Below are 24,790 nucleotides of genomic sequence, written 5' to 3' on the forward strand. Positions count from 1 at the left end.
GATAAATACAGTGAAAACAGCTCTCTGCGCCCTGTTATTGATAGGCCTGACCACCAGCGCACTCGCTGACTCCGTCGGCTTCCAGTCCTCCACACTGCCCGACCCGCAAAACGAGCGGCCACTGGAGATGGTCGTCTGGTACCCCACCGCAAGCACCGCCACCCCGCAACTGTTCGGCGACAACCCAGTGTTCATCGGCGCCCTCGCCGTGCCCAACGCACCACCGACGGCCGGCGAACATCCATTGGTGGTGCTCTCCCACGGCTTCGGCGGTAGTTGGATCAACCAGACATGGCTAGCCAGCGCACTCGCCCACAAGGGTTACATCGTCGCGGCAGTCAACCACCCCGGCACCACTAGCCGTGACCGCAGCCCCCAAGCCGCCGCGCAGTTATGGCAGCGACCTGCTGACCTGAGTCGGGCCATCGATGCGGTTACGGCTCAGCCGGAACAGTTTGGCGTGGTTGCGAAGGATCGAATTGCGGCTGTGGGGCATTCACTTGGCGGCTGGACCGTGCTGGAAATTGCCGGGGCGCGGTTTGATCCTGAGCGGTTTGCCAAGGACTGCAAGGTCCACTCGACGTTGTCCAGTTGCACCGCCTACCAAACGATGAACCCCGCAAGCACGTCGGCATCGAAGACTCGGTTGGCTGCCGACTTGCGCGATAAACGCGTTACTGCAGTTGTTTCATTGGACCTAGGGCTGTCGCGTGGGATGACCGATGAAAGCCTCGCGAAGTTGCCGGTGCCGACGTTGGTGATTGCAGCGGGTGTGCCGTCTGAAGAGCTTCCTGCTGAGTTGGAGTCTGCTTATTTGGCTAAGCGGTTGCCTCAAGCGTCGAAGCAATACGTTGAGATAAGTGATGCCAGCCACTTTAGCTTTATGGCGGTGTGTAAGCCGGGGGCGGTGGCGATGCTTGAAGAAGCGGTGCCGGGGGATGGGATTATTTGTGGGGATGGGGAGGGTGGGAGGACGCGGGTGGTGATTCAGCAGGAGGTCGCGTCGTTGATCGAAGCGTTTTTGGCGAAATTATCTCGCGGCTGAATGGACGGTTTTATTGACTACTGGCATCTATGGATTGTAGGTGATCATCAGGTAGCTGCGGGCGCCGCTGCTATACCCCAAACTTGCTAGCTCCTTTGTTTTGGAGGCGATCGTCTTGAGTTGATGCAGCCATTTGCGAAAGGCAGTAACCGGCCAGAAGCGGTCTGTCGCAGCTGTCTGCGTCCGCCCCATAGATGCCCTTAGCGAAGAGCAGCTACCGACCTAAAGCTGCTGTTGGGGTCTGGGGTGCATTGGCGAGAAACAAGCAAAGGAGACACTCGACGCCCAGGGCCTATTCGCCCTTGGTCATTTCAACTCTCCCCATCTCCAACGCTCCGCTGAGTTGCACTGCATTTAGTACACGGGCGGGAAGGATAGTGAAAAGGGCTGCGAGTAGACCGTGTCGCCAGTGGCCATGAGATGCGAGTGTGTGGCCTAAATGAGACAGTGCTGCGCTGGCAGCCATTTCTGGTGGATTGGCGAGCCATAAGCGAATGAACCTACTCCACGCCTGCACACTGATGGTGTTAGCTTGTATTCATCACTTGGCTGACCTCTAAATATGAGTCTTCCAACATCCAAAATAGGGTTTAGAGGAGACCAGTAGTCCAGCAACTGGCGTGCAGTGTGGAAAGGTAATTCTGTTGGATTTGCCATTGATTCTTGACTCCGCTTCCGTTTGGCGGCCTCCAGTGTAATTGCCTCTCGATAGCCAGGGTATTGCAGTTCACTCAGAGCTATGGTCGCCCTTGAACGTACGTTAAGAACGATGCCGTTTGATGCAGCACAATACGTCCTAGCTTCACAAACTGAGGCATTTTTTTGCCTGTGGGTGTCAATCTCCCAAAGACGGCATCAGTGTCTACTTCTGATTTGCGGCTGCTGATTTGCATCCGTAAAATCCGTCGCGGCGGCTGTGCGCGGGCACGCTTCGGTGTGGTCGAGTGTCTCTGGGGCTCGATATTCCTACCCCGCGTATGGCTGCCACCCATGCCTGTAGGAAGGCATCTGGCAGCTCCTATTCTTCCTGGAGTTATAAAAATGCCAACACTACACCCCGACCCACCCTACGAAAAACCAACCCCCCACCCCAAAAGCCGCTTCATGGCCCTCACCAGCAATTGCGACGACATGCCGACCTTGTTCGTTGATACCCACGCCCCGCTAGACGTTTTGTATGACGCCGCCAATTACCGAATCCGTGCCGTAACCCAGGTACTGGAAAACATGTCCATGCGCGGTTCGATTGATTGTGAGTCCTTCATTCTCAGCGACTTTGCGTTGCTGTGTGCCATTCCTTTGCGGGACGGGTGTGATGTGTTGGATGTGTTGGGGCGGCGGTTGCGGGCGATGCCTGCGGCGGAATAGTTTTCAGATCTCGGATGTCTGATCTGGCGTCTTCGCGGGCAAGCCTCGCGCCTACAGGGTTTTGTGTGGGGCGCAATAATCACGCATGACGCGAAGCCCGTAGGAGCGAGGCTTGCCCGCGAATGCGTCAGGTCAATCACCGGTGTCCTATCAGCAGTTCATCTTCTCGCCCAGGCACCGCCAGGCTATCAATCACATGCACGCTATACCCAGGGATGTTCTTCGCGTGGTGCTTGGCTTGTGAGGCCATTTCTGCCAATTGGCTCGCGTCGAGTCCGGCGCAGGCTTTGGGGTGCAGGTGCACGACTCCGATGGACAGTGACAGCAATGGGAATTCTTGCCGTACGCCTTGGCGATTCGGGGCGATGAAGCAGCCGGCTTCCAGGTGTTCGGCGCGATAGAAGCGTCGGCATTGGCTTTGGAAGTCGTCCAGCAACTGGTTGAGGCGTTTGCGCCAGTCTTCCGGGCCGAGCACCATCAAGAAGTCATCACCGCCGATATGTCCTACGAAGTCGCGGGACGGGTCGACGCGATCATTCAGACACTGCGCCAAACACAGTAGGACTTCATCTCCGCGACCGTAGCCGTAGATGTCGTTGAAGGGTTTGAAGCTGTCGATGTCGACGTAGCAGATCACCGATTCCCGGGCTTGTTGCAGCAGGCGGGTCAGGCATTGCTGGATCGGGACGTTGCCGGGCAGCAGGGTGAGTGGGTTGGCGTAGCGGGCTTGTTGGATTTTCAGTTCGGTGATCAGTTTGAGCACGTCGATCACCCGGCCGAGTCCGAGGTAGCTGCCGTTGAGGGTGATGATGAAGTCTTCTTCGATGCGTTGCCGGGCGCGGCTGGTGATGAGGCGGCTGACTTGTTGCAGCGACTGGCTCATTTCGACGGCGAGGAAGTCGTCGTTCATCAAGCGGCTGATCGGTTTGCGGGCGAAGAGGTCGGTGGCGAAGGGCTTGAGCAGGGCGTCGGAGAGCGAGTGGCGGTGGACGATGCCGCAGGGCTGGCCTTGTTCGTCGAGCACCGCCAGGGAGTTGAGGTTGGCTTGGCGGCGGAAGGCTTCCAGTACGGCAGCGGTCGGGGTGTCGCGGTCCACGGCCGGTTGTTCGTTGAGCAGGGCGCTGAGGTCGCTGCCTTCGTCGTTCAGTGCGACCGAGGTGCTTTCCTGTTTGGGCATCAGCGCGCGTGCGTCCCGGGGCGGATGTTCCTGGGGACGGCAGAGCAGATAGCCCTGCACCAGATCGACGCCCATTTCGGTCAGCACCGCCAGTTCTTCCGGCAGTTCGATGCCTTCGGCGATCACTTGAGCGCGGGAGGCCTTGGCGATTTGCAGGATCGAGCCGACGAATTCGCGCTTGAGCGCGTCCTGATGGATGCCGTCGATAAAGTGCCGATCAATCTTCACGTAGTCCGGGCGCAGCTCCGACCACAATCGCAAACTCGAATAACCGGCACCCAGGTCATCCAGCGCAATGGAAAACCCCATCGCCCGATAGTGATGCAGGGCGTTTTGCAGCAACTGGAAATCATCGGTCGGGGTTTGCTCGGTGAGCTCGATCACTACCTGGCTCGGTGGTATGCCGAAGTCCTGTAGCAGTTGCAAGGTGCGGCCCGGTTGGTGCGAGGTTTCGAGCAGGGATTCCGGTGACACGTTAAGGAACAACTTGCCCGGCAGTTGCTGTTCATTGAACCGGCGACAGGCGCTCTGACGGCAAGCGATTTCCAGCTCGCTGAGGCGTCCGGCCTGGCGGGCCACGGCGAACAGGGCGATGGGGGAGTGCAGCGGACTGTTGGAGGGGCCGCGACTCAGGGCTTCGTAGCCAACGATTCGTCGTTCGGAGAGGGAGATGATCGGCTGGAACAGACTGTGCAAACCGCTTTGAGCCAGTATTGAACTCAAGGCACTCAGCTGTTCGGTAGTGGTCATGGCGATCTCTGGCGATAAAAAAAGGACTGGGAGCGGACTCTTGATTCAAGAGGCGCTCCCAGTCCTGTATTTCACGACAGAATGATGACTGTTTGATGACGCTCCGGGGAGCGTCAGCATTAAATTGCCATCATCTTAATGCTTGGCCACCTGATTGCTCAGTTTCAAGTAATCCAGCAGTACCCGGCCGCTTTCGCTCAGGTAGGCATCGTCTTCCGGCTTGATTTTGTCCGGCTCGGCCGCGATGGCGTCTTCGTCTTCTTTCTTCAGCTCTTTGAGCGGTTCTTCGCCTTTGGCCTTGCGGCGCAGGTTTTCCATCACCAACTGCTTGGCTTCGATGTCGGCATGTTGCTTGCGACGATCGGCTTCGTTGAGGCTGACGGTTTTTTCTTCCATCAGCTTCTGGGCCAGGGCCAGCTTGTCACGGATGAACACAAACTCTGCGTCCTTGGCCGAACGTGCGTCGTGCTCGGATTTGAGCTCGGCGATGTACGGCTTGAACGGGTCGCTCGCAGGCTTGATCGCAGCCTTGATGGTGTCCCACGGCATGGCTTCCGGCAGCGCGCTTTCGCCGATTTCCTTGGTGTCGATGATCGACGGGAAATCCACATCCGGCAGTACGCCCTGATGCTGGGTGCTCTGGCCGGATACCCGGTAGAACTTGGCCAGGGTCAGTTTCAGTTCGCCATGGTTCAGCGGCTGAATGGTCTGCACGGTGCCTTTACCGAAGGTCTGGCCGCCGATGATCAGTGCGCGGTGGTAGTCCTGCATGGCGCCGGCGAAGATCTCCGATGCCGAGGCGGACAAGCGGTTGACCAGCAACGCCATCGGGCCTTTGTAGAACGCGCCCGGGTTTTCATCTTCCAGCACGTCGACACGGCCATCGGCGTTACGCACGAGTACGGTCGGGCCTTTGTCGATGAACAGGCTGGTCAGCTCGGTGGCTTCCTGCAACGAGCCGCCGCCGTTGTTGCGCAGGTCGATGACGACGCCGTCGACTTTGTCTTTCTGCAACTCGGTCAGCAGTTTCTTGACGTCGCGAGTGGTGCTCTTGTAGTCCGGATCGCCCGCACGGAACGCCTTGAAGTCGAGGTAGAAGGCCGGGATCTCGATGACGCCGAGTTTGTAGTCCTTGCCGTCCTGTTTCAGGTTGAGGACCGACTTCTTCACAGCCTGGTCTTCAAGCTTCACGGCTTCGCGGGTGATCGACACGATTTTGCTGGTCTGGTCGTTCGGCGCATTGCTGGCCGGAATCACTTCCAGGCGCACCACGGTGCCTTTCGGCCCACGGATCAGCTTGACCACTTCGTCCAGACGCCAGCCGACCACGTCGACCATCTCTTTGTTGGCCTGGGCCACGCCGATGATCTTGTCGGCCGGTGCCACCTGCTTGGTCTTGTCGGCCGGGCCTGCCGGCACCAGACGCACGACTTTCACTTGGTCGTTATCGCTCTGCAACACGGCGCCGATGCCCTCGAGGGACAGGCTCATGTTGATGTCGAAGTTCTCCGCGTTATCCGGCGACAGATAGTTGGTGTGCGGGTCGTAGGACATGGCGAAGGTGTTGATGTACGCCTGGAAGATGTCTTCCGGACGGGTCTGATCCAGGCGCGACAATTGGTTCTTGTAGCGCTTGGTCAGGGTTTCCTGGATTTGCTTGGAATCCTTGCCGGCGATCTTCATCCGCAGGACTTCGTCCTTGACGCGTTTGCGCCACAGGTCGTCGAGTTCGGCGGTGGACTTGAGCCACGGAGCATCCTTGCGATCGATCAGCAAGGTTTCCTTGGTGGTGAAGTCGATCTTGTCGACGCCTTTGTTCAGCTCGGCAAGGGCGAAGTCCAGACGCGCTTTGACGCGGTCCAGGTAGCGCTTGTAGATGGTGAACCCGGCGTTGAGGTCGCCGCTTTTGAGGAAGTCGTCAAACTGCGTCTTCCACTTGTCGAATTCGGCGATGTCGCTGGCCATGAAGTAGCTGCGCGACGGGTCCAGCAGCTTGAGGTAGCTGTCGTAGATGATCACCGAGCGCGCGTCGTCGAGCGGCGGCTTGCTGTAGTGATGGCGCTTGAGCAGTTCGACGACGTTCAGGCTGGCGATTACTTCGTCACGATCTGGCTGAAGGTTGTCCCAGCTATTGGCGGCAAACGAATTGCTCGACAGCGGCAACAGGCCGATACCGATAAATAGGGCTAGGGCGGTGCTTGGGAACAGATGCTTCATGCTGATTCGACGCGGGGACAATTGATCACGCATATTAGGCCGTCTTTGAAGTCGCCGGTTCCACAAAGGGCCGGTCACATAATGCAAGAAAGCCCGGCGCTACAGCTACGGGCTCAGTCCAGACTCACTATGGAGGCACTGTGAAAGCATTGCAAGGCGTTGACGGTCAAGTGGAGTGGGTTGAAGAGCCGAGTCCTGCGTGTGATGTAGGACAAGTTCGCATCCGGGTGGCGGCAGCGGGTCTCAATCGCGCCGATTTATTACAAAAAGCTGGCCTTTATCCACCACCGCCCGGCGCCAGCCAGGTGCTCGGTCTTGAGTGTTCCGGGGTGATCAGCGAGGTCGGCGCGGGCTCGTCCTGGCAGGTGGGAGACCGGGTCTGCGCCTTGCTGGCCGGGGGCGGGATGGCCGAAGAGGTGGTTGTCGACGGACGGCACGTGCTGCCGGTTCCCGAAGGTTTGTCGTTGGCCGAGGCGGCGGCGTTGCCGGAGGTGTACGCGACTGTTTGGTTAAATTTATTTCATCTGGCCGGGCTCAAACCCGGTGAGAAAGTTCTGCTGCACGCCGGGGCCAGTGGAATCGGTTCAGCCGCCATTCAGTTGTGCAAGGCGTTTGGCAACCCGTGCTGGGTCAGCGTCGGTTCTGCGGAGCGTTTGGCCTACTGCGAAGCGCTGGGTGCCCAGGGTGGCGTGGTGCGCACCGGGGATCTGGAGAGCTTGAGCGATCTGGGGCCGTTCGATGTGATCCTCGACCCGGTGGGCGGCAATTACGCGGCGCTGAACCTCAAACTGACGGCCCTCGATGGTCGCTGGGTGCTGATCGGCCTGATGGGTGGCCGCGAGGCGAAACTGGATCTGGCCCAGGTGTTGGGCAAACGGGTGCAACTGCTGGGCTCGACGTTGCGCAGTCGTGATGATCAGTTCAAGGCGGATTTGTTTAGCGACCTGAGCCAGCACGTGTGGCCGTTGTTTGCGGAAGGGCGGTTGAGTCCGCAGTTGGCCAAGGCGTTCCCGATCAAGGATGCGGAAGCGGCGTTTGCGGAGTTGGCGAGCAACAAGGTGTCGGGCAAGTTGGTGTTGGTGATCGACGACAGCCTGGTTTGATAAACCCTGTAGGAGCGAGGCTTGCCCGCGAAGAACGATAACGCGGTCTGACAGATGCACCGCGTCGCTTCATTCGCGGGCAAGCCTCGCTCCTACAGGCGCGGTATTCCACGTGTGGTGTGAGATGGTGAAAAGATCGCAGCCTTCGGCAGCTCCTACAGGGTGTACACCATCCCAATGTAGGCGCTGCCGAAGGCTGCGATCTTTTGCTTTTACTTCCAGAGGTGGATTGGCCAGCCGGCCTTTTCGGCATGTTCCAGCAACACCGGGTCCGGATTCACCACATGCGGGAAATCCACTTTCAGCAACAACGGCAAGTCATTGCGTGAGTCCGAGTAAAAACTCGCGCCCTCGAGGTTTTCCTCTTCGGCATCCAGCCACTCCAGCAAGCGGATGATCTTGCCTTCGCGGTAGGTCAATGTGCCGACGGTGTTGCCGCTGTACACGCCATGGGCCACTTCCAGCTCGATGCCGAGAATCTCGTCGATCCCCAGGCGATCGGCGATCGGCCGCACCAAGTGCGTGCCCGACGCCGAAATCACCAGAATCCGGTCGCCGGCCTTGCGGTGGGCGGCGATGGTTTTGGTGGCGTCGCTGAAAATGATCGGCTCAATGAAGTCTTCCACCCACGGGCCAACCAGGTGATCGACCTCTTCCGGCGTGCGCCCGATCATCGGCTCCAGGCTGAAGGTCATGTAGTCCTCCATCCGCAGTTTGCCGTGGCTGTAGGCGTCCATCAGTTCGTTGTTCTGCCGCATGAACGACTCGGGATCAACCCAGCCCAACCGGCCCATCTGTTCGCTCCAGAGGGTGGCGCAGTCGCCGTGGATCAGGGTTTCGTCCAGATCAAAAATTGCCAGGGCCATCAGTGCAGTTCTCTCTTCAACATCAGCAAAGGCATCAGGCTACCTCACACAGGGCCGTCGGATCGATGGAAAGCGCCAGGCGCTGACCATCGGGATGCAGATCGGCCGCCGAGCGGTTTAGCACGTCCACCACCAACTCCACACCCCGGGCTTCGATCCGGTAGCGAATCACGTTGCCCAACAGGCTGTGGCTGCGGATCTGCGCATCGAGTTCGCCGTTGAGGCTCAGCTCGATGGCTTCCGGGCGAATGGCGATGCGGTGGGTGATCGGTCGTTGCAGCAGTTTTGAGGCGGCGTCGGCGTCCAGCAGGTTGTAGTTGCCGATGAAGCCGGCGGCGAACACATCCACCGGTGCGGTGTAGAGGGTTTCGGCGTCGCCGCTTTGGACGATTTTTCCCTGATTCATCAGGAAGATTCGGTCAGACATGGTCAGGGCTTCTTCCTGATCGTGTGTGACGAAGATCGTGGTCAGGCCGAGTTCGCGCTGGATCGCACGGATCTGTTCGCGCAGGTGCTTGCGAATTCGCGCATCGAGGGCCGACAACGGCTCATCCAGCAGCAACAACCGAGGCCGGGTGACCAGCGAGCGGGCCAGGGCCACACGCTGGCACTGGCCGCCGGACATTTGATGGGGATAACGGCCGGCGAAGTCATTCAACTCCACCAGTTTCAACACTTCGGCGACACGCTTGTGGCTGTCGTCGGCGTTGACCTTTTGCATGCGCAAACCGAAGGCAACGTTCTGCTCCACGGTCATGTTCGGGAACAGTGCGTAGCTCTGGAACACCATGCCGATGCCGCGCTTCTGCGGGCTCAACGGCACGATATCGACGCCATCGAGCAGGATCTTGCCGCCATCCACTGAGGTCAGCCCGGCGATGCAGCGCAGCAACGTGGACTTGCCGCAACCGGAGGGGCCGAGGAGGGTGACGAATTCGCCCTTCTGGATTTCGCAGTTGATGTCGCTGAACACCGTGGTGCCCGCGTAGTTTTTCTGCAGATGTTGGACGCTGACATAGCTCATTCGCTTTTGTCCTTGTTCAAGATATTGGCCGCCCAGGTCAGAACCAGCACAAAGAAGAAGTAGGAAATCACCAGCGCACTGGTGAAGTGGCCGCTGCTGTTACGCATGTTGTTGAGGTAGACCTGCAAGGTTTCGTAGCGCGTGCCGACCAGGATGTTGGCGAACACGAACTCGCCGAACAGGAACGAGAACGACAGCAGCAACGCCACCATCAAACCCTTGCGCAAGTTCGGCAGCACCACCAGGAACGCCGCTTGAAAGGTGCTGGCGCCGAGCAGTTGAGCGGCGTCCATCAGGTCGCGCAGGTTGATTGCTTGCAGGTTGTTGGTGATCGCCCGGTACATGAACGGCAGCGCCACGGTGAAGTAGCAACCGATCAGAATCCACGGCGTCCCGACCATCGCAAACGGCCCGGAACCGTAGAGTTGCAGCAGCCCTACCGACGACACCACTGGCGGCACCGCAAAGGGCAGCAGGATCAGGATGTTCATCAGCGCATCGAGTTTCGGGAAGTGGTAATGCACCACGAACAGCAGCGGCAGGATCAGCACCACTGACAGAATCAGCGCACCGACACAGACCAGCAACGACTGCCCGAAGGCGTGCAGAAAGCGCGGGTCACTCCATAGCTGCACATACCATTTGAAGGTGAAACCGCTGGGCAAAATGGTCGCTGACCAACTGCTGGCAATCGAGTAGATCAGCGTGCCGGCCAGGGGCAGCAGCAGAATCGCAAACAGCAGATAGACCACGACCCGGTGATAGACACCAATAGGCCCTAATTCAGCGCGAGACATGGTAGCTCCTCTTCAACAGCAACTGATGCACGATGGTCACCAGGGTCATCAACGCCACCAGCACCACGGCCAGCGCACTGGCGAGGTTCGGGTCGAGGGAAATATCGCCGGAGACCATCGCCGCGATGCGGATCGGCAGCACGTTGAAGTTGCCGGTGGTCAGGGCGTAGACCGTGGCGTAGGCGCCGAGGGCGTTGGCCAGCAGGATCACGAAAGTGCCGAGCAGCGCCGGGGTCAGCACCGGCAGACCGATGTGGCGCCAGTATTGCCAGCCATTGGCGCCGAGCAGTTCGGCGGACTCGCGCCAGTCTTCGCGCAGGGCATCGAACGCCGGGTAGAGCAGCAGCACACCGAGGGGAATCTGGAAGTAGGTGTAGAGAATGATCAGCCCGGTTTTCGAGTACAGGTTGAAGTCCTGAATGATCCCGGCCTGCTTCAACATGATCGTGAAACTGCCGTTGAAGCCCAGCAGAATGATGAACGCGAAGGCCAGGGGCACGCCGGCAAAGTTGCTAGTCATGTTGGCGAAGGCGTTGACGAAGTTGCGCAGTTTCGAGTCGACCCGGCGCAGGGAATAGGCGCCGAGCACCGCGATGATGATCCCGAACACGCTGGACCAGAAACTGATCTCAAGGCTGTACTGGATCGCCTGCAAGTAGAACTTCGAACTGAAAATCTTGGTGAAGTTTTCGATGCCCCAACCGAACTCTTCCGATTGCAGGCTGTTGATCATCACCCAGACCAGCGGGGCGATCTCGAACACGATAAAGAACAGCGCGAAGGGCACCAGGCATAAGGCCGCCAGCCATTTACTGCGAGTCATGAGATTCACTTGAGCAGCTCCCGGCACACAGGTTTGTCGTGGGCCACGCCCAGCAGTTCGCACACGGTGCCGCAGATTTCAGTCTGTTTCGGCACGGCGCCGGCATTGAAACTGAAGGCGTCGCCGAGGACGAACAGCGGTACTTCGCGTTCTTCCGGTAACAGGCCGTTGTGGGAGCGGTCGTTGTTCATGCCGTGGTCGGCGGTCACCAGCACCTGGTAACCGGCGTCGAGCCAGCCTTGCAGGTAATCGGCCAGGATGATGTCGGCCGAACGGGCGCTGTTGCGGTATTGCGGGGTGTCGAGGCCGTGCTTGTGCCCGGCGTCGTCGATATTCATGGGGTGGATCAACAGAAAGTTCGGTGCATGGCGCAGGCGCAGGTTCTCGGCGTCGGCGAACAGGTGCGAGTCGGGGTAGTGATCGCTCCAGTAGAAATGCCCGTGCTGGATCGGCAATTGCGGGTTGTCGGTGTGACGGTCCCGTGCGGCCACGAACGGCGAACGGTTGTACAGCTCGCTGACCCAGTGATAGGCCGCTGCCGCAGTGACAAGGCCGGCGTCGCGGGCGTAGTGATAAATGCTGCGCTGGTTGGACAGGCGCGAGACGTTGTTGTGGACGATGCCGCTGTCGATCGGCGTGACGCCGGTCAGGATGCATTCATACAACGGACGGGACAGGGCCGGCAGTTCGCACTCCAGTTTGTAGAGCGCTGCGCGTCCTGCGCCGACGTAAGCCTGCAGGTGCCCCATGGCGTGGCGCGCGACCTCGTAATTGAGACCGTCGAGCACGACAAGGATGACGTTGTGCTTCATAGGGGCGATGACTCCGAATCAAAACTGAACGGTGTAGGAGCTGCCGCAGGCTGCGATCTTTTGATCTTGATTTTAAAAATCAAAGTCAAAAGATCGCAGCCTGCGGCAGCTCCTACAGATGAAGCATTACTTCATTTCGACGATAACTTCTTCGTTCCACTTCTGCGGCAGGGCCTTGGACGTCTTCTCCCACGCATCTGCGTCTTTGATCGGGGTGACCTTTTTGTACTGCTCGTTCGGCAGCAGCTTGGCCTGGACTTCAGCTGGCAGTTGCAGGTGTTCGGCGCGGATCGGACGGGCGTTGCCGCGCGCCAGGTTGATCTGGCCGGCGTCGCTGAAGATGTATTCGCGGGTCAGTTTGGCGGCGTTCGGGTTCTTCGCGTATTTGTTGATGATGGTGGTGTAACCGGAAATCACCGAACCATCGGACGGGATCAGCACAACGTAGTCATCCGGGTTGGCCATCTTCGCTTTGTAGCTCAGGCCGTTGAAGTCCCAGACCACGCCGACTTCGATTTCACCCTTTTCCATGGTGGCGATTGTCGGGTTGGCCATCGACAGACGACCTTGTTTGGCGATGTCTGCGAACAGCAGCAGGGCGGGTTGAATGTTTTTCTCGTCACCACCATTGGCCAGGGCAGCGGCCAGTACACCGTTGGCAGCTTGAGCGGCGGTACTTACGTCACCGATGGAGACTTTGTACTTGCCGTTCTTCAGGTCAGCCCATTTGGTCGGGGCTTCGGAGCCGTGCAGCAGCTTTTTGTTGACGATGAACGCGATGGTGCCGGTGTAGGCCAGGGCCCAGTTACCGTCCTTATCCTTGGCCCAGTCCGGGACTTGCGCCCAGGTGCTTGGCTTGTACGGTTGCACCACGCCTTGCTTGACCGCGATCGGGCCGAAGGCTGCGCCAACGTCGCCGATGTCGGCACTGGCGTTGTCTTTTTCAGCGGCGAACTTGGCGATTTCCTGGGCCGAGCTCATGTCGGTGTCAATGTGTTTCAGGCCGTAAGTCTTGGCCAGGTCGTCCCAGGTGCCCTTCCAGTTGGCCCAGTCATCGGGCATGCCGACGCTGTTGACGGCGCCTTCCGCTTTCGCAGCGGCTTCGAGGGTTTTCAAATCCGTATCAGCAGCCATGGCGGCGGTGCACATGGCAATGGTCGAGCCTAACAGTGATGCCAGGAAAAGCTGTTTCATCCGAAGCTCCTTTGGGCGTTTTCAACGCTGCGATTGCGGTTGTGTTGGTCTAGGTCAGCAATACCTGAGCCAATTTAAGGGGACTGCATGACACTTTCATGTCGCTCGTCGCCTGGCAGGACTTTTATTTGTCCGGTATTGGTGGCTGCCCGGTAAGCGTAGACCATGGGCAAAGGCCCGCTACACAAGGGACTTGGCCGATGTATTGCAGGGTTTGCAGGGAGAATTTTGACGACCGTTGGGCAATATTGTCATCTCACAGTCATCTGCACTGCCTAGGCTTGCAGAACGTTAATGAGCCGGTTTTGCCGTGCGGTTCTGCCCCGAAACAGTGCTGGTCTAGTCCAGATAGGTAACGTTAATGCGCGATGAGGCTACAAAAGCGGTGACAGCCATTGGCCAGGTCCTGCAAGAACAGCTCGACCACGGCTTGTTGGCGGCGGGCAGCAAGTTGCCGGCCGAGCGCAAGCTCAGTGAGTTGTTCGGGACCACGCGGATTACCGTGCGTGAAGCGTTGTTACAGTTGGAAGCGCAAGGCCAGATTTATCGCGAGGAGCGCCGTGGCTGGTTTGTCTCGCCACCGCGACTGGCCTACAACCTGATGCAGCGCAGCCACTTTCACGCGATGGTCAGCGCCCAAGGGCGAGTGCCCTCCACCGAAGTGATTTCGGCGCGCTTGCAGCCGGCGTCGGCGGCGGTGTGTGACTGGTTGCAACTGCCGGCGCTGTCGAGCGTGATTCAGATTTGCCGGGCCCGGCGCATCGATGGGCGGCTGGTGTTGTACGTGGAGCATTATCTGAATCCGCAGTATTTTCCGGGGATTCTGGACTTCGATCTGAATCAGTCGATCACCGAGCTGTATGCCCGGCACTACGATTTGCATTACGGGCGGGTACGCTTCGAGATTGTGCCGACGTCGTTGTCGGTGGATGCGGCGGCGGCCTTGCGGGTGTCGGTGGGCAGTCCGGGGTTACGGATTGCCCGGGTCAATTACGATCAGCATGAACGGTTGATCGACTGTGATCTGGAGTTTTGGCGGCATGATGCGATTCATGTCGGGGTGGATGTGGTCTAGCAAGCAGCCCGATTACCCCGTAGGAGCTGCCGCAGGCTGCGATCTTTTGATCTTGCTTTTCTGCGCCCCCGGAAAGATCAAGATCAAAAGATCGCAGCCTGCGGCAGCTCCTACAGAGGCTGGTCCTTTTGTGGGCCGCCGCCGGCGGTGACGACTTGAATGCTCATGCGCGGTGTCGCCAGATCCAGCCCGGCCTCATCCAGATGGCGCTTGAGCGACAAGTTGAATGCCCGGGAAACCTCCCACTGCTTGATCGGCGCGGTCTTGAATCTGGCGCGCAGAATCGCGCTGCCGGACTCGAAACTTTCCACTCCCTGAATCTCCAGCGGCGACCAAATGTTGCGGCGTTGCAGCGGGTCGGTGCGCATCTTCTGGCCGACTTCGCGCATCAGTTTGATCGCGTCATCGATTTCCATGTTGTAGGGCACCGCCACCCGGAAGATCGCGTAGCCGAATTCCCGGGAGTAGTTCTTGATGCTTTTGATTTCGCTGAACGGGATGGTGTGAACGATGCCGTCGATGTCCCGCAGACGCACGGTGCGGATGGTCAGGCCTTCGACGGTGCCGAGGTGGCCGCCGACGTCCACGTAGTCGTCGATGGCCAGGGAGTCTTCGATGATGATGAACAGCCCGGTGATCAAATCCGCGACCAGCGACTGCGCACCGAAACCGATGGCCAGGCCGATCACACCGGCACCGGCCAGCAGGGGCGTGACGTTCATGCCCATGTTCGCCAGCGCAACGATCAGCGCAATGATGAAGATCGCCACGAACAGCACGTTGCGGATCAGCGGCATCATCGTTTGCGCACGGGCATTGGCCAGGCCTTTGCGCGAGCGGGTGAGGGCGTGGTGCACGGCGGTGTCGCTGAGAATCCAGATCAGCCAGGCGAAAATCAGTGTGCCGATCAGGCTGAATAACTTGACGCTGACCTCATGGCCTTCGCCTTCGGTGAAGGCAATCAGTGACATGCCCCAGACCCGCAGGCCCAGTTCGATGAACACCAGCCACACCACCAGGTGGGCGAGGGTGTAGCAGAAGCTTTTCAGGCGTTCGGAATACAGCGCGTGGCGTTTGATCCCGCGTTGCGGTTTGAGTGAGTGCCGGCGCACCAAACCGTTGATGACCATGCACAACACCAGCAGCACGGTGCAGATTAGCGACTGGCGCAACGCCGTGCTGGTATCGCCCGCCGAAATGAACGTGGCGAACAGGGAAATGCACACCAGCACCAGCGCCGGGACGTACCAGAAGGTGCCGAGGATATCGATGGTGTCGCTCAGGGCGCGGCGGGTCAGGCGTCGGGACAATGGCTGGTTGCGGATCAAGTGGGCGATCGGCCGGCGGAAACGCAGGATGAACAACCCGGTGGACAACGCGGCTAGCACGTTCGCCACGGTGGCAGCGGTGTGCGCGAGATGGCTGCCGAGGCTGGCGACCAGGCGCGGATCGTTCAGGGCCTCGCCGAACGCGGCGAAACTGCCGATCAGCCACAACGGCCGGAAGGCCTGATGGCGCAGGATGTACAACGCGCGATGGCGGTGCGGGCCGTCGAGCACCGAAAACGCAATCACGCAAATCGCCGAGAAACAGGTGCCGACCACCAGCGCATAGGCCAGCACCATCGCCAGGCTTTTGCCCAGTGACGAAGGCAGCGCGTAGGTCATGTAAACGGTCATCACCAGGGCAATCAGCCACGGCCCGAGTTTGCGCAGGGCAAAGCGCAACATGTCGAGGGCCTTGGGGTGTTGCGGCAGTTCTTCGGTCAGGCCGAAACGCAGGCGCACCCGATGGCCGAGCCAGATCAGCGCGGCGGCCAGCAGGCTCCAGACCATCAGGATCATCGAGAAGGCAAAGATGATCGGCAGCCATTCATTGGCCGGCAGCATCAGGGCGGACAGTTCTTCCTTGGCCAGATCGAACTCTTCTGACCAGAGGGTGATAGGGCTGTCAGCGCCGGAAAACTGCTTTTCGAAACTGGCCAGGGTGCCGCCGATCAGGCCGAGTACACCGACTTCGGAAGGGGGTTGGGCTTTTTTGGTGACGTCGCGCAGCTTCTTCAGGTCCGCCAGCAGTTTGCTGCGTTGCTGGTCGTTTTCCAGGGACTTGATGACTTCATCCAGAGATTGCCCCAAGGGCTCCTGCGCTTCGGGCTGGGTTTTCGCCGAGTTGTTGAGCAGCCCCGGCAAGCTGACCGCCTGGGCAGGCGCCATCGGCAGCAGCGTCATGAGGCAGATCAGGAGGAAACACGGCAGGGCGAAAAGACGAGCGAACACTAGGCGGTCAACCTCGGGATGAGCGGATCGACCGAGTGTACGAGCCCGTCAAAATCAATGCGAGCCAGGCGCACGGATTTATTCGTTGAGCTTGGCCAGGATTTTGTAAACCACTGTGGCAAGGATCAACAGCATACCGACCCACATGGCGAAGACGCCGGCATTTTTATCTCGGAAATTGAAGCCGATGGCCAGCAGGATCATCCCGGCGAGAATCGGGATCAGCATGGCGTGGAACGAAGACATCGAGATCATGGGTGACTGCCTTGTCGTAGGTGATGTTTAAAGTTTAGGTCGATTTCAAACCGTAGGAGCTGCCGAAGGCTGCGATCTTTTGATCTTTTGATCTTGTGTTTTATAAACAGCATTAAAAGATCGCAGCCTCGTTTCACTCGACAGCTCCTACCAGCTCCTACCAGCTCCTACAAGGTTACGGCAGTTCGCGGCAGGCGTAGAACGCGCTCAGCACTTTGACCAGGTGAGCCAGGTCGTGGCTGCCGCACAGTTCGCGGATCGAGTGCATGGCAAACGTCGGCAGGCCGATGTCCACGGTGCGCACGCCCAGGTGGCTGGCGGTGATCGGGCCGATGGTCGAGCCACAGCCCATGTCGCTGCGCACCACGAAGCTCTGCACCGGGACTTCTTCGGCCATGCACAGATGACGGAAGAACCCGGCGGTTTCGCTGTTGGTGGCGTAGCGCTGGTTGCTGTTGACCTTGATTACCGGGCCGGCGTTGAGTTTCGGGCCGTGGTTGGCGTCGTGCTTTTCCGCGTAGTTCGGGTGCACACCGTGGGCGTTATCCGCCGAGACCAGCAGGGATTTCTGAATGGTGCGTATGAATTCATCACCTTCGGGCAGCAGGCGCCGCAAGGTTTGCTCCAGCATCGGGCCATCAGCGCCGCAGGCCGAGCAGGAACCGACTTCCTCGTGATCGTTGGCTACCAGCACGCAGGTTTCGTCGGTTTCGGCGGTCAGCAAGGCTTGCAGGCCGGCGTAGCACGACAGCAGGTTATCCAGGCGAGCGCCGGCAATGAAGTCGCCGTGCAAGCCGATAACTGCGGCGCTTTGGGTGTCGTAGAAACTCAGCTCGTAGTCGAGCACCACGTCGGCGTTGAGGCCGTGTTCGCGGGCGAGTTGGTCGGTGAGCACGGCGCGGAAGTCCACGCGCTCGTCACCGGCAAACTGCGCGAGGATCGGCGGCAATTCGGTCTGAGCGTTGATCGCCCAACCCATGTTGGCTTCACGGTTGAGGTGAATGGCCAGGTTGGGGATGGTGGCGATGGGGGCCTTGAAGTCGATCAACTGGCTCTCGACCTTGCCGTCACGGCGGAAGGTCACGCGGCCGGCGAGGGACAAGTCGCGGTCGAACCACGGTGCCAGCAGCGCGCCGCCATACACTTCGACACCCAGTTGCCAGAAACCCTGGCGTTGCAGTTCCGGCTGCGGCTTGACGCGCAGGCACGGGCTGTCGGTGTGGGCGCCGACCAGGCGAATGCCGCCGTGCAGCGGCGAATGGCGGCCCATTTTGAAGGCGACAATCGAGGAGTCGTTACGGGTGACGTAGTAGCGACCATTGGTTTCGACGGTCCAGGTCTCGCGCTCGTCAAGACGCGAAAAACCCGCCGCTTCCAGGCGCTGAACGAGGCTGGCAGTGGCATGAAACGGGGTAGGGGAGGCCTTGAGGAAGTCGATCAGGCCTTGGTTCAACTCTTCGCGCATAAGAAACTCCAGACAGCAATGGGCGGGAGTTTAACGTATTGGACGCAGAATTGGCGGTGGGCTGATGTCGGGTTACCGCACGAATGTGTGCCAGGAGGGAATCCCCTGTGGGAGCGGGCTTGCTCGCGAAGGCGGTGCATCAGGCAACATGGATGTCGACTGACACGGCCTCTTCGCGAGCAAGCCCGCTCCCACAGTTTTTACCGCAGTGGCCGTTAGAACGGCGCCGGGCACTCAAAGCGCAGGCGCTCGCCGCTTTGCGGGTGGGTGAAGCTGAGCATGCTGGCGTGCAGACACAGGCGCGGCCAGGCAGCCAGGGCCTGTTCGTGGGCGTAGAGCCCGTCACCCAGCAGCGGATGGCCGATGGACAACATGTGCACGCGCAACTGATGGGAGCGACCGGTGATCGGCGTCAGCTCGACGCGGCACCAGTCGCCGCAACGTTCCAGCACGCGCCAGAAGGTCAGGGCGTTCTTGCCGAATTCGTGGTCCACCACATGCCGAGGCTTGGTCGGCGGGTCGTAGCGCAGGGGCAAGTCGATGCTGCCGCTGTCCAGTTCCGGTTGGCCCCAGGCCAGGGCGGTGTAGGCCTTTTCGGTTTCGCGGTCGTGAAATTGCCGGGACAGTTCGCGATGGGTGTCCGGGTCGCGGGCCAGCAGGATGATGCCCGAGGTTTCCCAGTCCAGCCGATGGACGATTCGCGCTTCCGGGTAGCCGTTTTCTTGCAGGCGGGTAATCAGGCAGTCCTTGTTGTCATCGGCCCTGCCAGGGACGGAGAGCAACAGGGTCGGTTTGTTCACCACCAGAACGGCGTCGTCTTGATGGATGATGTGAACGTTGGACAGCGGCATTAAAACAGCCTCGTAACAAGCGCCAACGGCGACTCAGAACCCCCAATGTCCAATGTAGGAGCTGCCGAAGGCTGCGATCTTTTGATTTTGCTTTTGAAAACAAGATCAAAAGATCGCAGCCTTCGGCAGCTCCTGCACCGGTCCCGAGGGATCTGAGCCGCCGTGGCTCCCGCCGGATCGACTAGCGATCTGGCAGGGTGATATTGAGTTCCAGAATCGAGCAGCTACCCTGGTTTTCCAGGGCGACGTGCACGTCATCGGACCCGATATTGACGTACTTGCGGATCACTTCCACCAGTTCCTTCTGCAAGGCTGGCAAGTAGTCCGGGGTACTGCGTTGGCCGCGTTCGTGCGCCACGATGATCTGTAGACGCTCTTTCGCTACCGACGCGGTACTTGGCTTCTTGTTGGCGCGAAAGAAGTCAAAAATGTTCATTACCGACCTCCAAACAAACTCGCAAAGAATCCTTTCTTCTGCACATCGAGGAACCGATGCTCTACGGTTTTACCCAGCAGACGATCGACGGCATCGCTGTACGCCTGACCGGCGTCGCTCTGGTCGTCGAGAATCACTGGTACACCGGAGTTGGAAGCCTTGAGTACCGCCTGGGATTCCGGAATGACGCCCAGCAGGGTCACGGCCAGAATCTCTTTGACGTCTTCGACGCCGAGCATTTCGCCGTCGCTGACGCGTTGCGGGTTGTAGCGGGTCAGCAGCAGGTGTTCCTTGATCGGCTCTTCGCCGTTTTCGGCGCGGCGCGACTTGCTGGCCAGCAGGCCCAGCATGCGGTCCGAGTCACGTACCGAGGACACTTCCGGGTTGGTCACGACAATCGCTTCATCGGCGAAGTACATGGCCAGGTGAGCACCTTTCTCGATGCCGGCCGGGGAGTCGCAGACCACGAATTCGAAGTCTTCTTTCAACGCCATCAGGACTTTTTCCACGCCTTCGACGGTCAGCGCGTCTTTGTCGCGGGTCTGACTGGCGGCCAGTACGTAGAGGTTTTCCAGGCGTTTGTCTTTGATCAGGGCTTGTTGCAGGTTGGCTTCGCCGTTGACCACGTTGACGAAGTCATACACCACGCGGCGCTCGCAACCCATGATCAGGTCGAGGTTACGCAAGCCGACGTCGAAGTCGACGATAACTGTTTTGTGACCGCGCAGAGCGAGGCCGGTACCGATAGCGGCGCTGGTGGTGGTCTTACCCACACCACCCTTGCCGGATGTAACCACGAGAATCTTGGCCAAGGTGTTTCACCCCTAAGGAAAAAGGACTTTTAGCCCCTGAAAAACATCTCTTGAAAAACTACTGCAGTCGGACAGCCTTGGCTGGAATCCGGTCCTGGGCGGCGCGTACCTGTGGTAAACACTGCTTTTGGCCTTTTTCCTACTTCGTTTGAGCCGTTTTCGCTACGTTTTAGAGATGCTTGGAAAATGCGGCAGTATCCGTTAAAGCCGAATGATGTTCAACACGTCGCCCGACAGGCTGACTTGTACGCCCGAGCCCCACAACGGATCGCGACGCAGATCTTCGGAAACCTTGTAGTGACCGGCAATAGACAGCAATTCAGCGCTCATCTGCTGGCAGAAAATCCGCGCTTTCCAGTCACCTTTGACCCCGGCCAGTGCACGACCACGCATCGGGCCGTATACATGGATGTTCCCATCGGCGAGAAGTTCCGCCCCCGGGCTGACCGAGGAAATCACCACCAGATCGCCACCCTGGGCATAAATCTGCTGGCCACCCCGGACTGGCGACGTGATGATTTTCGTCGGTTTGATGGTCGGCTCCGGCGGTTTCTCCGGTTTTTTCACCACCACGCCTTCGTTCGGGTCCAGTGGGCGCTCACGGGCGCCGGACGGCGGCAGCACGGGCAGATCGACGGCGATGGCGGCGGCGATGTCTTCGATGCGGCTGGCGCGGATCGCCAGGGTGCGCAGGCCGTGCTGGCGGCACACCCGCATCAGGCCCGGCAAATCCACGGCGCCTTCACTGGCCGGGAGCTTGTCCAGGGCCAGCACCAGCGGCGCATTGCTGAAGAAATTCGGTGCCTGGGCGACCTTGGCGGCCAGTTGCCGATCAAGGTTCTCGAGGTCGTTGCGGGCCAGTTCCAGCACCGTAATGGCAAGCATGCTGCCCTTCAACTGGAACACGGGATCTTGGTCTAGCGGTTCGGTTTGGCTCATGGTCGGCATACAACGGCTTGTCACTAAAAGTGCCGAGACTTATAACGAGAACGCCCGCGAGCCGCAAGCCGGGTCGAACGATGTAGAATGCGCGGCCATCGTCTTTCCGGAACCTTTAATGGATCGCCCGCGTTTTCGTACAGCATTTCTTTCTCCACGTTTCTGGCCGTTGTGGTGCGGGCTGGGGCTGTTGTGGCTGATTGTCCAGTTGCCGTATCCGGCGCTGCTGTTTATCGGTCGCCTCCTGGGCTCGCTGATGTATCGAGTGGCCGGCGACCGACGGCGCATCGCCAAGCGCAATCTTGAGCTGTGTTTTCCTGAAAAGACCGCCGCCGAACGCAAACGCCTGCTCAAGGAAAACTTCGCCTCCACCGGCATCGCCTTCTTCGAAATGGCCATGAGCTGGTGGTGGTCGCGCAAGCGCCTGGCCAAACTGGCTCACGTCGAAGGTCTGGAGCATTTGAAAAAAGCCCAGCGCGACGGCAAGGGCGTGATTCTGATGGCCCTGCATTTCACCACCCTGGAAATCGGCGCGGCGCTGCTCGGGCAGCAGCACACGATTGACGGCATGTACCGCGAACACAAAAACCCGTTGTTCGACTTCATCCAGCGTCGCGGTCGCGAGCGGCATAACCTCGACTCGCTGGCGGTGGAGCGCGACGACGTGCGCGGCATGCTCAAGTTGCTGCGGGCCGGCCGGGCGATCTGGTACGCACCGGATCAGGACTACGGCGCCAAGCAAAGTATCTTCGTACCTCTGTTCGGGATTCAGGCTGCAACCGTGACCGCGACCAGCAAATTTGCCCGGTTGGGCAAGGCGTTGGTGGTGCCGTTCACTCAAGAGCGTCTGGCGGACGGCAGCGGTTATCGATTGGTGATCCATGCGCCGCTGGAAGGTTTCCCCGGCGAAACCGAAGAGGCGGACTGCATCCGCATCAACCAATGGGTCGAAGGCGCCCTGCGCGATTGCCCCGAGCAATACCTCTGGGCCCATCGCCGCTTCAAGAGCCGCCCACCGGGCGAGCCGAAACTGTACGCAAAACGCGGTTGAACCACCGTTCCCTTTAGGCACCATGGAGTGTTGCGATGAGCCCAGCTGAACCGGTTACAGGGTTGATTCTTTCCGGCGGCGGGGCTCGAGCGGCCTATCAGGTAGGGGTTCTGGCAGCGATTGCCGAGTTGCTGCCGCCCGGCGCGGACAATCCGTTTCCGGTGATCGTCGGCACGTCGGCCGGGGCGATCAACGCGGTCAGCCTGGCCAGCGGGGCGATGGATTTTCGCAGCGCCATCGAGCGTCTGACCGCATTCTGGCAGGGCTTTCGCAGTCATCTGGTGTTGCGCAGCGACTGGCCGGGGGTGATCCATCAGGCCAGCCGGTTTGTCAGTCACAGCTTGCTCGGCATCGGCGCCCAAGTGCCGGTGGCGCTGCTCAACAGTTCGCCCCTGCGCGGCTTGCTCAACGACAAACTGCAAATGAACGGCATCGCCGAGGCCATTGCGCAAAAGCAATTGCAGGCGGTTGCGGTGACGGCGTTCGGTTATGAATCTGGTCAGGCCGTCACGTTCTATGAGGGCGGCGGCACTATCAATGCGTGGCTGCGCCATCGGCGGATCGGCGTGCCAACGCAATTGACCGTCGATCATTTGCTGGCCAGTTCGGCGATTCCACTGTTGTTTGCTCCGGTGAAAATCGGCGAGGAATTCTTCGGCGATGGCGCGGTGCGTCAATCGGCACCGATCAGCCCGGCCCTGCACCTGGGCGCCACCCGAGTGCTGGTGGTGGGCGTCAGCGGCAACCCGCGCGGGATCGACCCGGAGCAGCCGCTGGAACGCGCCTACACCGGTCAGCAGCCCACGTTGGCGCAGATCGGCGGGCACATGCTCAACAGCACGTTTATTGACAGCCTGGAAAGCGACATCGAGTTGTTGGAGCGTCTGAACCAGTTCAGTCACCTGATGCCCGATGGCGCACCGATCCGCACGCTGGGCGTGGCGCCGGTGGAGGTGCTGGTGATTTCCCCGAGCCAGCCCATCGACGAGATTGCCGCGCGGCATCGCCAGGAGTTGCCGGCCGCGTTGCGCTTGTTCTTGCGCGGGCCGGGGGCGACCAAGACCAGTGGGGCGGGGGTGTTGAGTTATCTGTTGTTCGAGGCGGGGTATTGCAGCGAATTGATTGATCTGGGGCGGCGGGATGCGTTGGCCAAGCGCGAGGAGTTGTGCCGGTTTTTGGGGTTGGTTTAAAGCAAAAGATCGCAGCCTTCGGCAGCTCCTACAGGGACCGTATTCCTCTGTAGGAGCTGCCGAAGGCTGCGATCTTTTGACCTTGATCCTGAAAAAAACCGCACACACCACCCACCCCGGATGCGCACGTGGCAGATGGCGTTTGCGATCTCTTGTCTTCAGCGCATCAGAAGTGGAACTTCACCAGAAAGCTCGTGGTGTTCTGATTGGTGGTAAACGCACGGGTGTCATCAATCCCGTACTTGTCTTTCCAGTAGTCGTACTCGACACCGACGTACAACTGCTTCTCACCGAAATTCAACGCCTTGCCCAGGTCGTATTTGACCTGTGGGTTGAAGTGCAGGTTGGCGTGGTATTCGCCACGGGCGTTTTTGTCGTTGTCGACCACCCAGTCCATGTAGCCATCGATCAGGATGTTCGAGTCGCCCACCGGAACGGTGTAGGACCAGACCGGGGTGATCTGCCAGACATTGTTGCCCGGACGATCGCCATCAGGATGGCGCTGGTAGAAGTTCAACTGGAAGTAGTCGAACCCCGGAATCGCCAGGTCGAAGCCCGGGCCGATCAGGTAGGACTCGGAATCACCTTCACCGAATTCGTAAGTCATCGCCAGCAAGACGTCTTTGATCGGGCCGAACTCTATTTTCTGGTCGAGGACTTTACCCAGCGAAATACGCGGGCTGAACTCACCGTAATAGGTGTTCGGGCCGTTGTTGAAGTCTTTGCCGCCGTTGTAAAAAATCTTGTCGATGAACAGGAAGTTATCCCCATATTTCCAGGCATCGGCGTGCTCGAAGGTGACCGTCTGCTGAATGTGCGGGTTGACTTTGAAGTCCTTGCCATACAGGTAGGTCAGGCTGTTGTTCTGCCATTGCAGCAGGTCGCCGGCCATTGCCTGGCCCCCGGCCAGCAAAGATCCCGCGAGCATCAGGCTGGTGCACGTACGTTTCATTCGGTTGCTCCCAAAAAGTAGGTGGTTCCACGTTGTTTTTCTAAGGTCGGCGCTCTGGTGTGGCGCCTTTTCTTGCAGCGGTAAAAACTCATCCAATCGGTCAGCTTTAGTGCTGTTAGCAAGAGCTGAGCCAAGGCATTCAAAAAGCAAAAAAACTCCCGCTCGGCTGTTCGAAAACAGTCGATTACGAGAGATTTTTGGATGCCTTGATACCGTCCAGCGCCGGGGTAAGCTGGCTTTCTGGTCAGGAATTAAATCCGGGCTTTTTTTTAGACCGGATTCGGACGGCCGCGGAGAATACTGACTCCTTGG

At 59.4% G+C, this 24,790-nt stretch carries 22 protein-coding genes; 6 read left to right on the forward strand and 16 right to left on the reverse strand.

Going from position 1 to position 24,790, the window contains the following annotated elements; genetic code table 11:
* Positions 1 to 10 precede the first annotated feature (10 nt).
* Both V5E99_RS06410 and V5E99_RS06415 read left to right on the forward strand, forming a co-directional pair.
* Complete coding sequence (locus tag V5E99_RS06410) at positions 11 to 1,045, forward strand: alpha/beta hydrolase family protein (RefSeq protein ID WP_499801675.1); 1,035 nt, start codon at positions 11 to 13, stop codon at positions 1,043 to 1,045.
* Between the two features lie 1,041 nt (positions 1,046 to 2,086).
* Positions 2,087 to 2,413 carry a hypothetical protein gene (locus V5E99_RS06415; protein ID WP_499801676.1) on the forward strand — a complete coding sequence of 109 codons (327 nt, stop codon included), beginning with the start codon at positions 2,087 to 2,089 and terminating at the stop codon, positions 2,411 to 2,413.
* A gap of 136 nt (positions 2,414 to 2,549) precedes the next feature.
* Here V5E99_RS06415 and V5E99_RS06420 read toward each other — a convergent pair whose 3' ends face one another.
* Both V5E99_RS06420 and V5E99_RS06425 read right to left on the reverse strand, forming a co-directional pair.
* Positions 2,550 to 4,340 (reverse strand): bifunctional diguanylate cyclase/phosphodiesterase, encoded by a 1,791-nt coding sequence (locus tag V5E99_RS06420; RefSeq protein WP_499801677.1) that lies wholly within the window; start codon positions 4,338 to 4,340, stop codon positions 2,550 to 2,552.
* A 135-nt stretch (positions 4,341 to 4,475) separates the two neighbouring features.
* Positions 4,476 to 6,557, reverse strand: coding sequence for a carboxy terminal-processing peptidase (locus tag V5E99_RS06425; protein ID WP_499801678.1), 2,082 nt, complete (start codon positions 6,555 to 6,557; stop codon positions 4,476 to 4,478).
* Between the two features lie 140 nt (positions 6,558 to 6,697).
* Between V5E99_RS06425 and V5E99_RS06430 the strand changes: the two genes are divergently transcribed.
* Complete coding sequence (locus V5E99_RS06430) at positions 6,698 to 7,660, forward strand: NAD(P)H-quinone oxidoreductase (protein ID WP_499801679.1); 963 nt, start codon at positions 6,698 to 6,700, stop codon at positions 7,658 to 7,660.
* Positions 7,661 to 7,872: 212 nt separating this feature from the next.
* Here the strand turns inward: V5E99_RS06430 and V5E99_RS06435 are convergent, their stop codons facing one another.
* The 6 genes from V5E99_RS06435 to V5E99_RS06460 form a co-directional block, all read right to left on the reverse strand.
* The gene (locus V5E99_RS06435; RefSeq protein WP_499801680.1) at positions 7,873 to 8,526 is read right to left on the reverse strand and encodes an HAD family hydrolase; all 654 of its coding nucleotides are present in this window, start codon (positions 8,524 to 8,526) and stop codon (positions 7,873 to 7,875) included.
* A 34-nt stretch (positions 8,527 to 8,560) separates the two neighbouring features.
* Positions 8,561 to 9,550: an ABC transporter ATP-binding protein gene (locus V5E99_RS06440; protein ID WP_499801681.1), complete on the reverse strand. Its 990-nt coding sequence runs from the start codon at positions 9,548 to 9,550 to the stop codon at positions 8,561 to 8,563.
* Positions 9,547 to 10,347 (reverse strand): ABC transporter permease, encoded by an 801-nt coding sequence (locus V5E99_RS06445; protein WP_499801682.1) that lies wholly within the window; start codon positions 10,345 to 10,347, stop codon positions 9,547 to 9,549. The genes V5E99_RS06440 and V5E99_RS06445 overlap by 4 nt, the downstream gene beginning before the upstream one ends.
* Positions 10,334 to 11,170, reverse strand: a complete 837-nt coding sequence (locus tag V5E99_RS06450) for an ABC transporter permease (protein WP_499801683.1) — start codon at positions 11,168 to 11,170, stop codon at positions 10,334 to 10,336. The genes V5E99_RS06445 and V5E99_RS06450 overlap by 14 nt, the downstream gene beginning before the upstream one ends.
* 5 nt (positions 11,171 to 11,175) lie before the next feature.
* Positions 11,176 to 11,982: an alkaline phosphatase family protein gene (locus V5E99_RS06455; protein WP_499801684.1), complete on the reverse strand. Its 807-nt coding sequence runs from the start codon at positions 11,980 to 11,982 to the stop codon at positions 11,176 to 11,178.
* Between the two features lie 126 nt (positions 11,983 to 12,108).
* Complete coding sequence (locus tag V5E99_RS06460; protein WP_499801685.1) at positions 12,109 to 13,176, reverse strand: ABC transporter substrate-binding protein; 1,068 nt, start codon at positions 13,174 to 13,176, stop codon at positions 12,109 to 12,111.
* A gap of 361 nt (positions 13,177 to 13,537) precedes the next feature.
* Here V5E99_RS06460 and V5E99_RS06465 point away from each other — a divergent pair, with 361 nt between their 5' ends.
* Positions 13,538 to 14,251: a UTRA domain-containing protein gene (locus V5E99_RS06465; protein WP_499801686.1), complete on the forward strand. Its 714-nt coding sequence runs from the start codon at positions 13,538 to 13,540 to the stop codon at positions 14,249 to 14,251.
* Between the two features lie 110 nt (positions 14,252 to 14,361).
* Here the strand turns inward: V5E99_RS06465 and V5E99_RS06470 are convergent, their stop codons facing one another.
* The 7 genes from V5E99_RS06470 to minC all read right to left on the reverse strand — a co-directional run bounded on the left by V5E99_RS06470 (position 14,362) and on the right by minC (position 21,294).
* Complete coding sequence (locus tag V5E99_RS06470; RefSeq protein WP_499801687.1) at positions 14,362 to 16,479, reverse strand: mechanosensitive ion channel family protein; 2,118 nt, start codon at positions 16,477 to 16,479, stop codon at positions 14,362 to 14,364.
* Positions 16,480 to 16,605: 126 nt separating this feature from the next.
* Positions 16,606 to 16,782, reverse strand: a complete 177-nt coding sequence (locus V5E99_RS06475; protein ID WP_499801688.1) for a hypothetical protein — start codon at positions 16,780 to 16,782, stop codon at positions 16,606 to 16,608.
* A gap of 175 nt (positions 16,783 to 16,957) precedes the next feature.
* Positions 16,958 to 18,247 carry a M18 family aminopeptidase gene (locus V5E99_RS06480; protein WP_499801689.1) on the reverse strand — a complete coding sequence of 430 codons (1,290 nt, stop codon included), beginning with the start codon at positions 18,245 to 18,247 and terminating at the stop codon, positions 16,958 to 16,960.
* 215 nt (positions 18,248 to 18,462) lie between these two features.
* Complete coding sequence (locus V5E99_RS06485; RefSeq protein ID WP_499801690.1) at positions 18,463 to 19,098, reverse strand: RluA family pseudouridine synthase; 636 nt, start codon at positions 19,096 to 19,098, stop codon at positions 18,463 to 18,465.
* Between the two features lie 181 nt (positions 19,099 to 19,279).
* Positions 19,280 to 19,534 carry a cell division topological specificity factor MinE gene (gene minE, locus V5E99_RS06490; protein ID WP_007944431.1) on the reverse strand — a complete coding sequence of 85 codons (255 nt, stop codon included), beginning with the start codon at positions 19,532 to 19,534 and terminating at the stop codon, positions 19,280 to 19,282.
* Positions 19,534 to 20,346, reverse strand: coding sequence for a septum site-determining protein MinD (minD, locus tag V5E99_RS06495; protein WP_461992405.1), 813 nt, complete (start codon positions 20,344 to 20,346; stop codon positions 19,534 to 19,536). The genes minE and minD overlap by 1 nt, the downstream gene beginning before the upstream one ends.
* Positions 20,347 to 20,547: 201 nt before the next feature.
* Positions 20,548 to 21,294 (reverse strand): septum site-determining protein MinC, encoded by a 747-nt coding sequence (gene minC, locus V5E99_RS06500; RefSeq protein ID WP_499801691.1) that lies wholly within the window; start codon positions 21,292 to 21,294, stop codon positions 20,548 to 20,550.
* Positions 21,295 to 21,403: 109 nt separating this feature from the next.
* On the opposite strand from minC, the gene V5E99_RS06505 reads away from it, so the two are divergent.
* Both V5E99_RS06505 and V5E99_RS06510 read left to right on the forward strand, forming a co-directional pair.
* A complete protein-coding gene (locus V5E99_RS06505) occupies positions 21,404 to 22,336 on the forward strand; it encodes a lipid A biosynthesis lauroyl acyltransferase (RefSeq protein WP_499801692.1) in 933 nt (310 codons plus the stop codon).
* A gap of 35 nt (positions 22,337 to 22,371) precedes the next feature.
* Positions 22,372 to 23,526, forward strand: a complete 1,155-nt coding sequence (locus V5E99_RS06510) for a patatin-like phospholipase family protein (protein ID WP_499801693.1) — start codon at positions 22,372 to 22,374, stop codon at positions 23,524 to 23,526.
* Positions 23,527 to 23,692: 166 nt separating this feature from the next.
* On the opposite strand, the gene V5E99_RS06515 is transcribed toward V5E99_RS06510, so the two are convergent.
* Positions 23,693 to 24,478, reverse strand: coding sequence for an outer membrane protein OmpK (locus tag V5E99_RS06515; protein WP_499801694.1), 786 nt, complete (start codon positions 24,476 to 24,478; stop codon positions 23,693 to 23,695).
* Positions 24,479 to 24,790 lie beyond the last annotated feature (312 nt).

It is taken from the genome of Janthinobacterium sp. LPB2021202312-11-4, from assembly GCF_037049705.1.
GTDB lineage: Bacteria > Pseudomonadota > Gammaproteobacteria > Pseudomonadales > Pseudomonadaceae > Aquipseudomonas.

Bases quoted from the DNA above. Each gene is read 5' to 3' on its own strand.
- V5E99_RS06450 (WP_499801683.1), bottom strand. From the start codon at position 11,170: ATGACTCGCAGTAAATGGCTGGCGGCCTTATGCCTGGTGCCCTTCGCG.
- V5E99_RS06485 (WP_499801690.1), bottom strand. From the start codon at position 19,098: ATGCCGCTGTCCAACGTTCACATCATCCATCAAGACGACGCCGTTCTG.
- V5E99_RS06465 (WP_499801686.1), top strand. From the start codon at position 13,538: ATGCGCGATGAGGCTACAAAAGCGGTGACAGCCATTGGCCAGGTCCTG.
- V5E99_RS06440 (WP_499801681.1), bottom strand. From the start codon at position 9,550: ATGAGCTATGTCAGCGTCCAACATCTGCAGAAAAACTACGCGGGCACC.
- V5E99_RS06425 (WP_499801678.1), bottom strand. From the start codon at position 6,557: ATGAAGCATCTGTTCCCAAGCACCGCCCTAGCCCTATTTATCGGTATC.
- V5E99_RS06475 (WP_499801688.1), bottom strand. From the start codon at position 16,782: ATGATCTCGATGTCTTCGTTCCACGCCATGCTGATCCCGATTCTCGCC.
- V5E99_RS06480 (WP_499801689.1), bottom strand. From the start codon at position 18,247: ATGCGCGAAGAGTTGAACCAAGGCCTGATCGACTTCCTCAAGGCCTCC.
- V5E99_RS06505 (WP_499801692.1), top strand. From the start codon at position 21,404: ATGGATCGCCCGCGTTTTCGTACAGCATTTCTTTCTCCACGTTTCTGG.
- V5E99_RS06445 (WP_499801682.1), bottom strand. From the start codon at position 10,347: ATGTCTCGCGCTGAATTAGGGCCTATTGGTGTCTATCACCGGGTCGTG.
- V5E99_RS06515 (WP_499801694.1), bottom strand. From the start codon at position 24,478: ATGAAACGTACGTGCACCAGCCTGATGCTCGCGGGATCTTTGCTGGCC.
- minC (WP_499801691.1), bottom strand. From the start codon at position 21,294: ATGCCGACCATGAGCCAAACCGAACCGCTAGACCAAGATCCCGTGTTC.
- V5E99_RS06455 (WP_499801684.1), bottom strand. From the start codon at position 11,982: ATGAAGCACAACGTCATCCTTGTCGTGCTCGACGGTCTCAATTACGAG.
- V5E99_RS06435 (WP_499801680.1), bottom strand. From the start codon at position 8,526: ATGGCCCTGGCAATTTTTGATCTGGACGAAACCCTGATCCACGGCGAC.
- V5E99_RS06510 (WP_499801693.1), top strand. From the start codon at position 22,372: ATGAGCCCAGCTGAACCGGTTACAGGGTTGATTCTTTCCGGCGGCGGG.
- V5E99_RS06460 (WP_499801685.1), bottom strand. From the start codon at position 13,176: ATGAAACAGCTTTTCCTGGCATCACTGTTAGGCTCGACCATTGCCATG.
- minE (WP_007944431.1), bottom strand. From the start codon at position 19,534: ATGAACATTTTTGACTTCTTTCGCGCCAACAAGAAGCCAAGTACCGCG.
- V5E99_RS06420 (WP_499801677.1), bottom strand. From the start codon at position 4,340: ATGACCACTACCGAACAGCTGAGTGCCTTGAGTTCAATACTGGCTCAA.
- V5E99_RS06470 (WP_499801687.1), bottom strand. From the start codon at position 16,479: ATGACGCTGCTGCCGATGGCGCCTGCCCAGGCGGTCAGCTTGCCGGGG.
- V5E99_RS06415 (WP_499801676.1), top strand. From the start codon at position 2,087: ATGCCAACACTACACCCCGACCCACCCTACGAAAAACCAACCCCCCAC.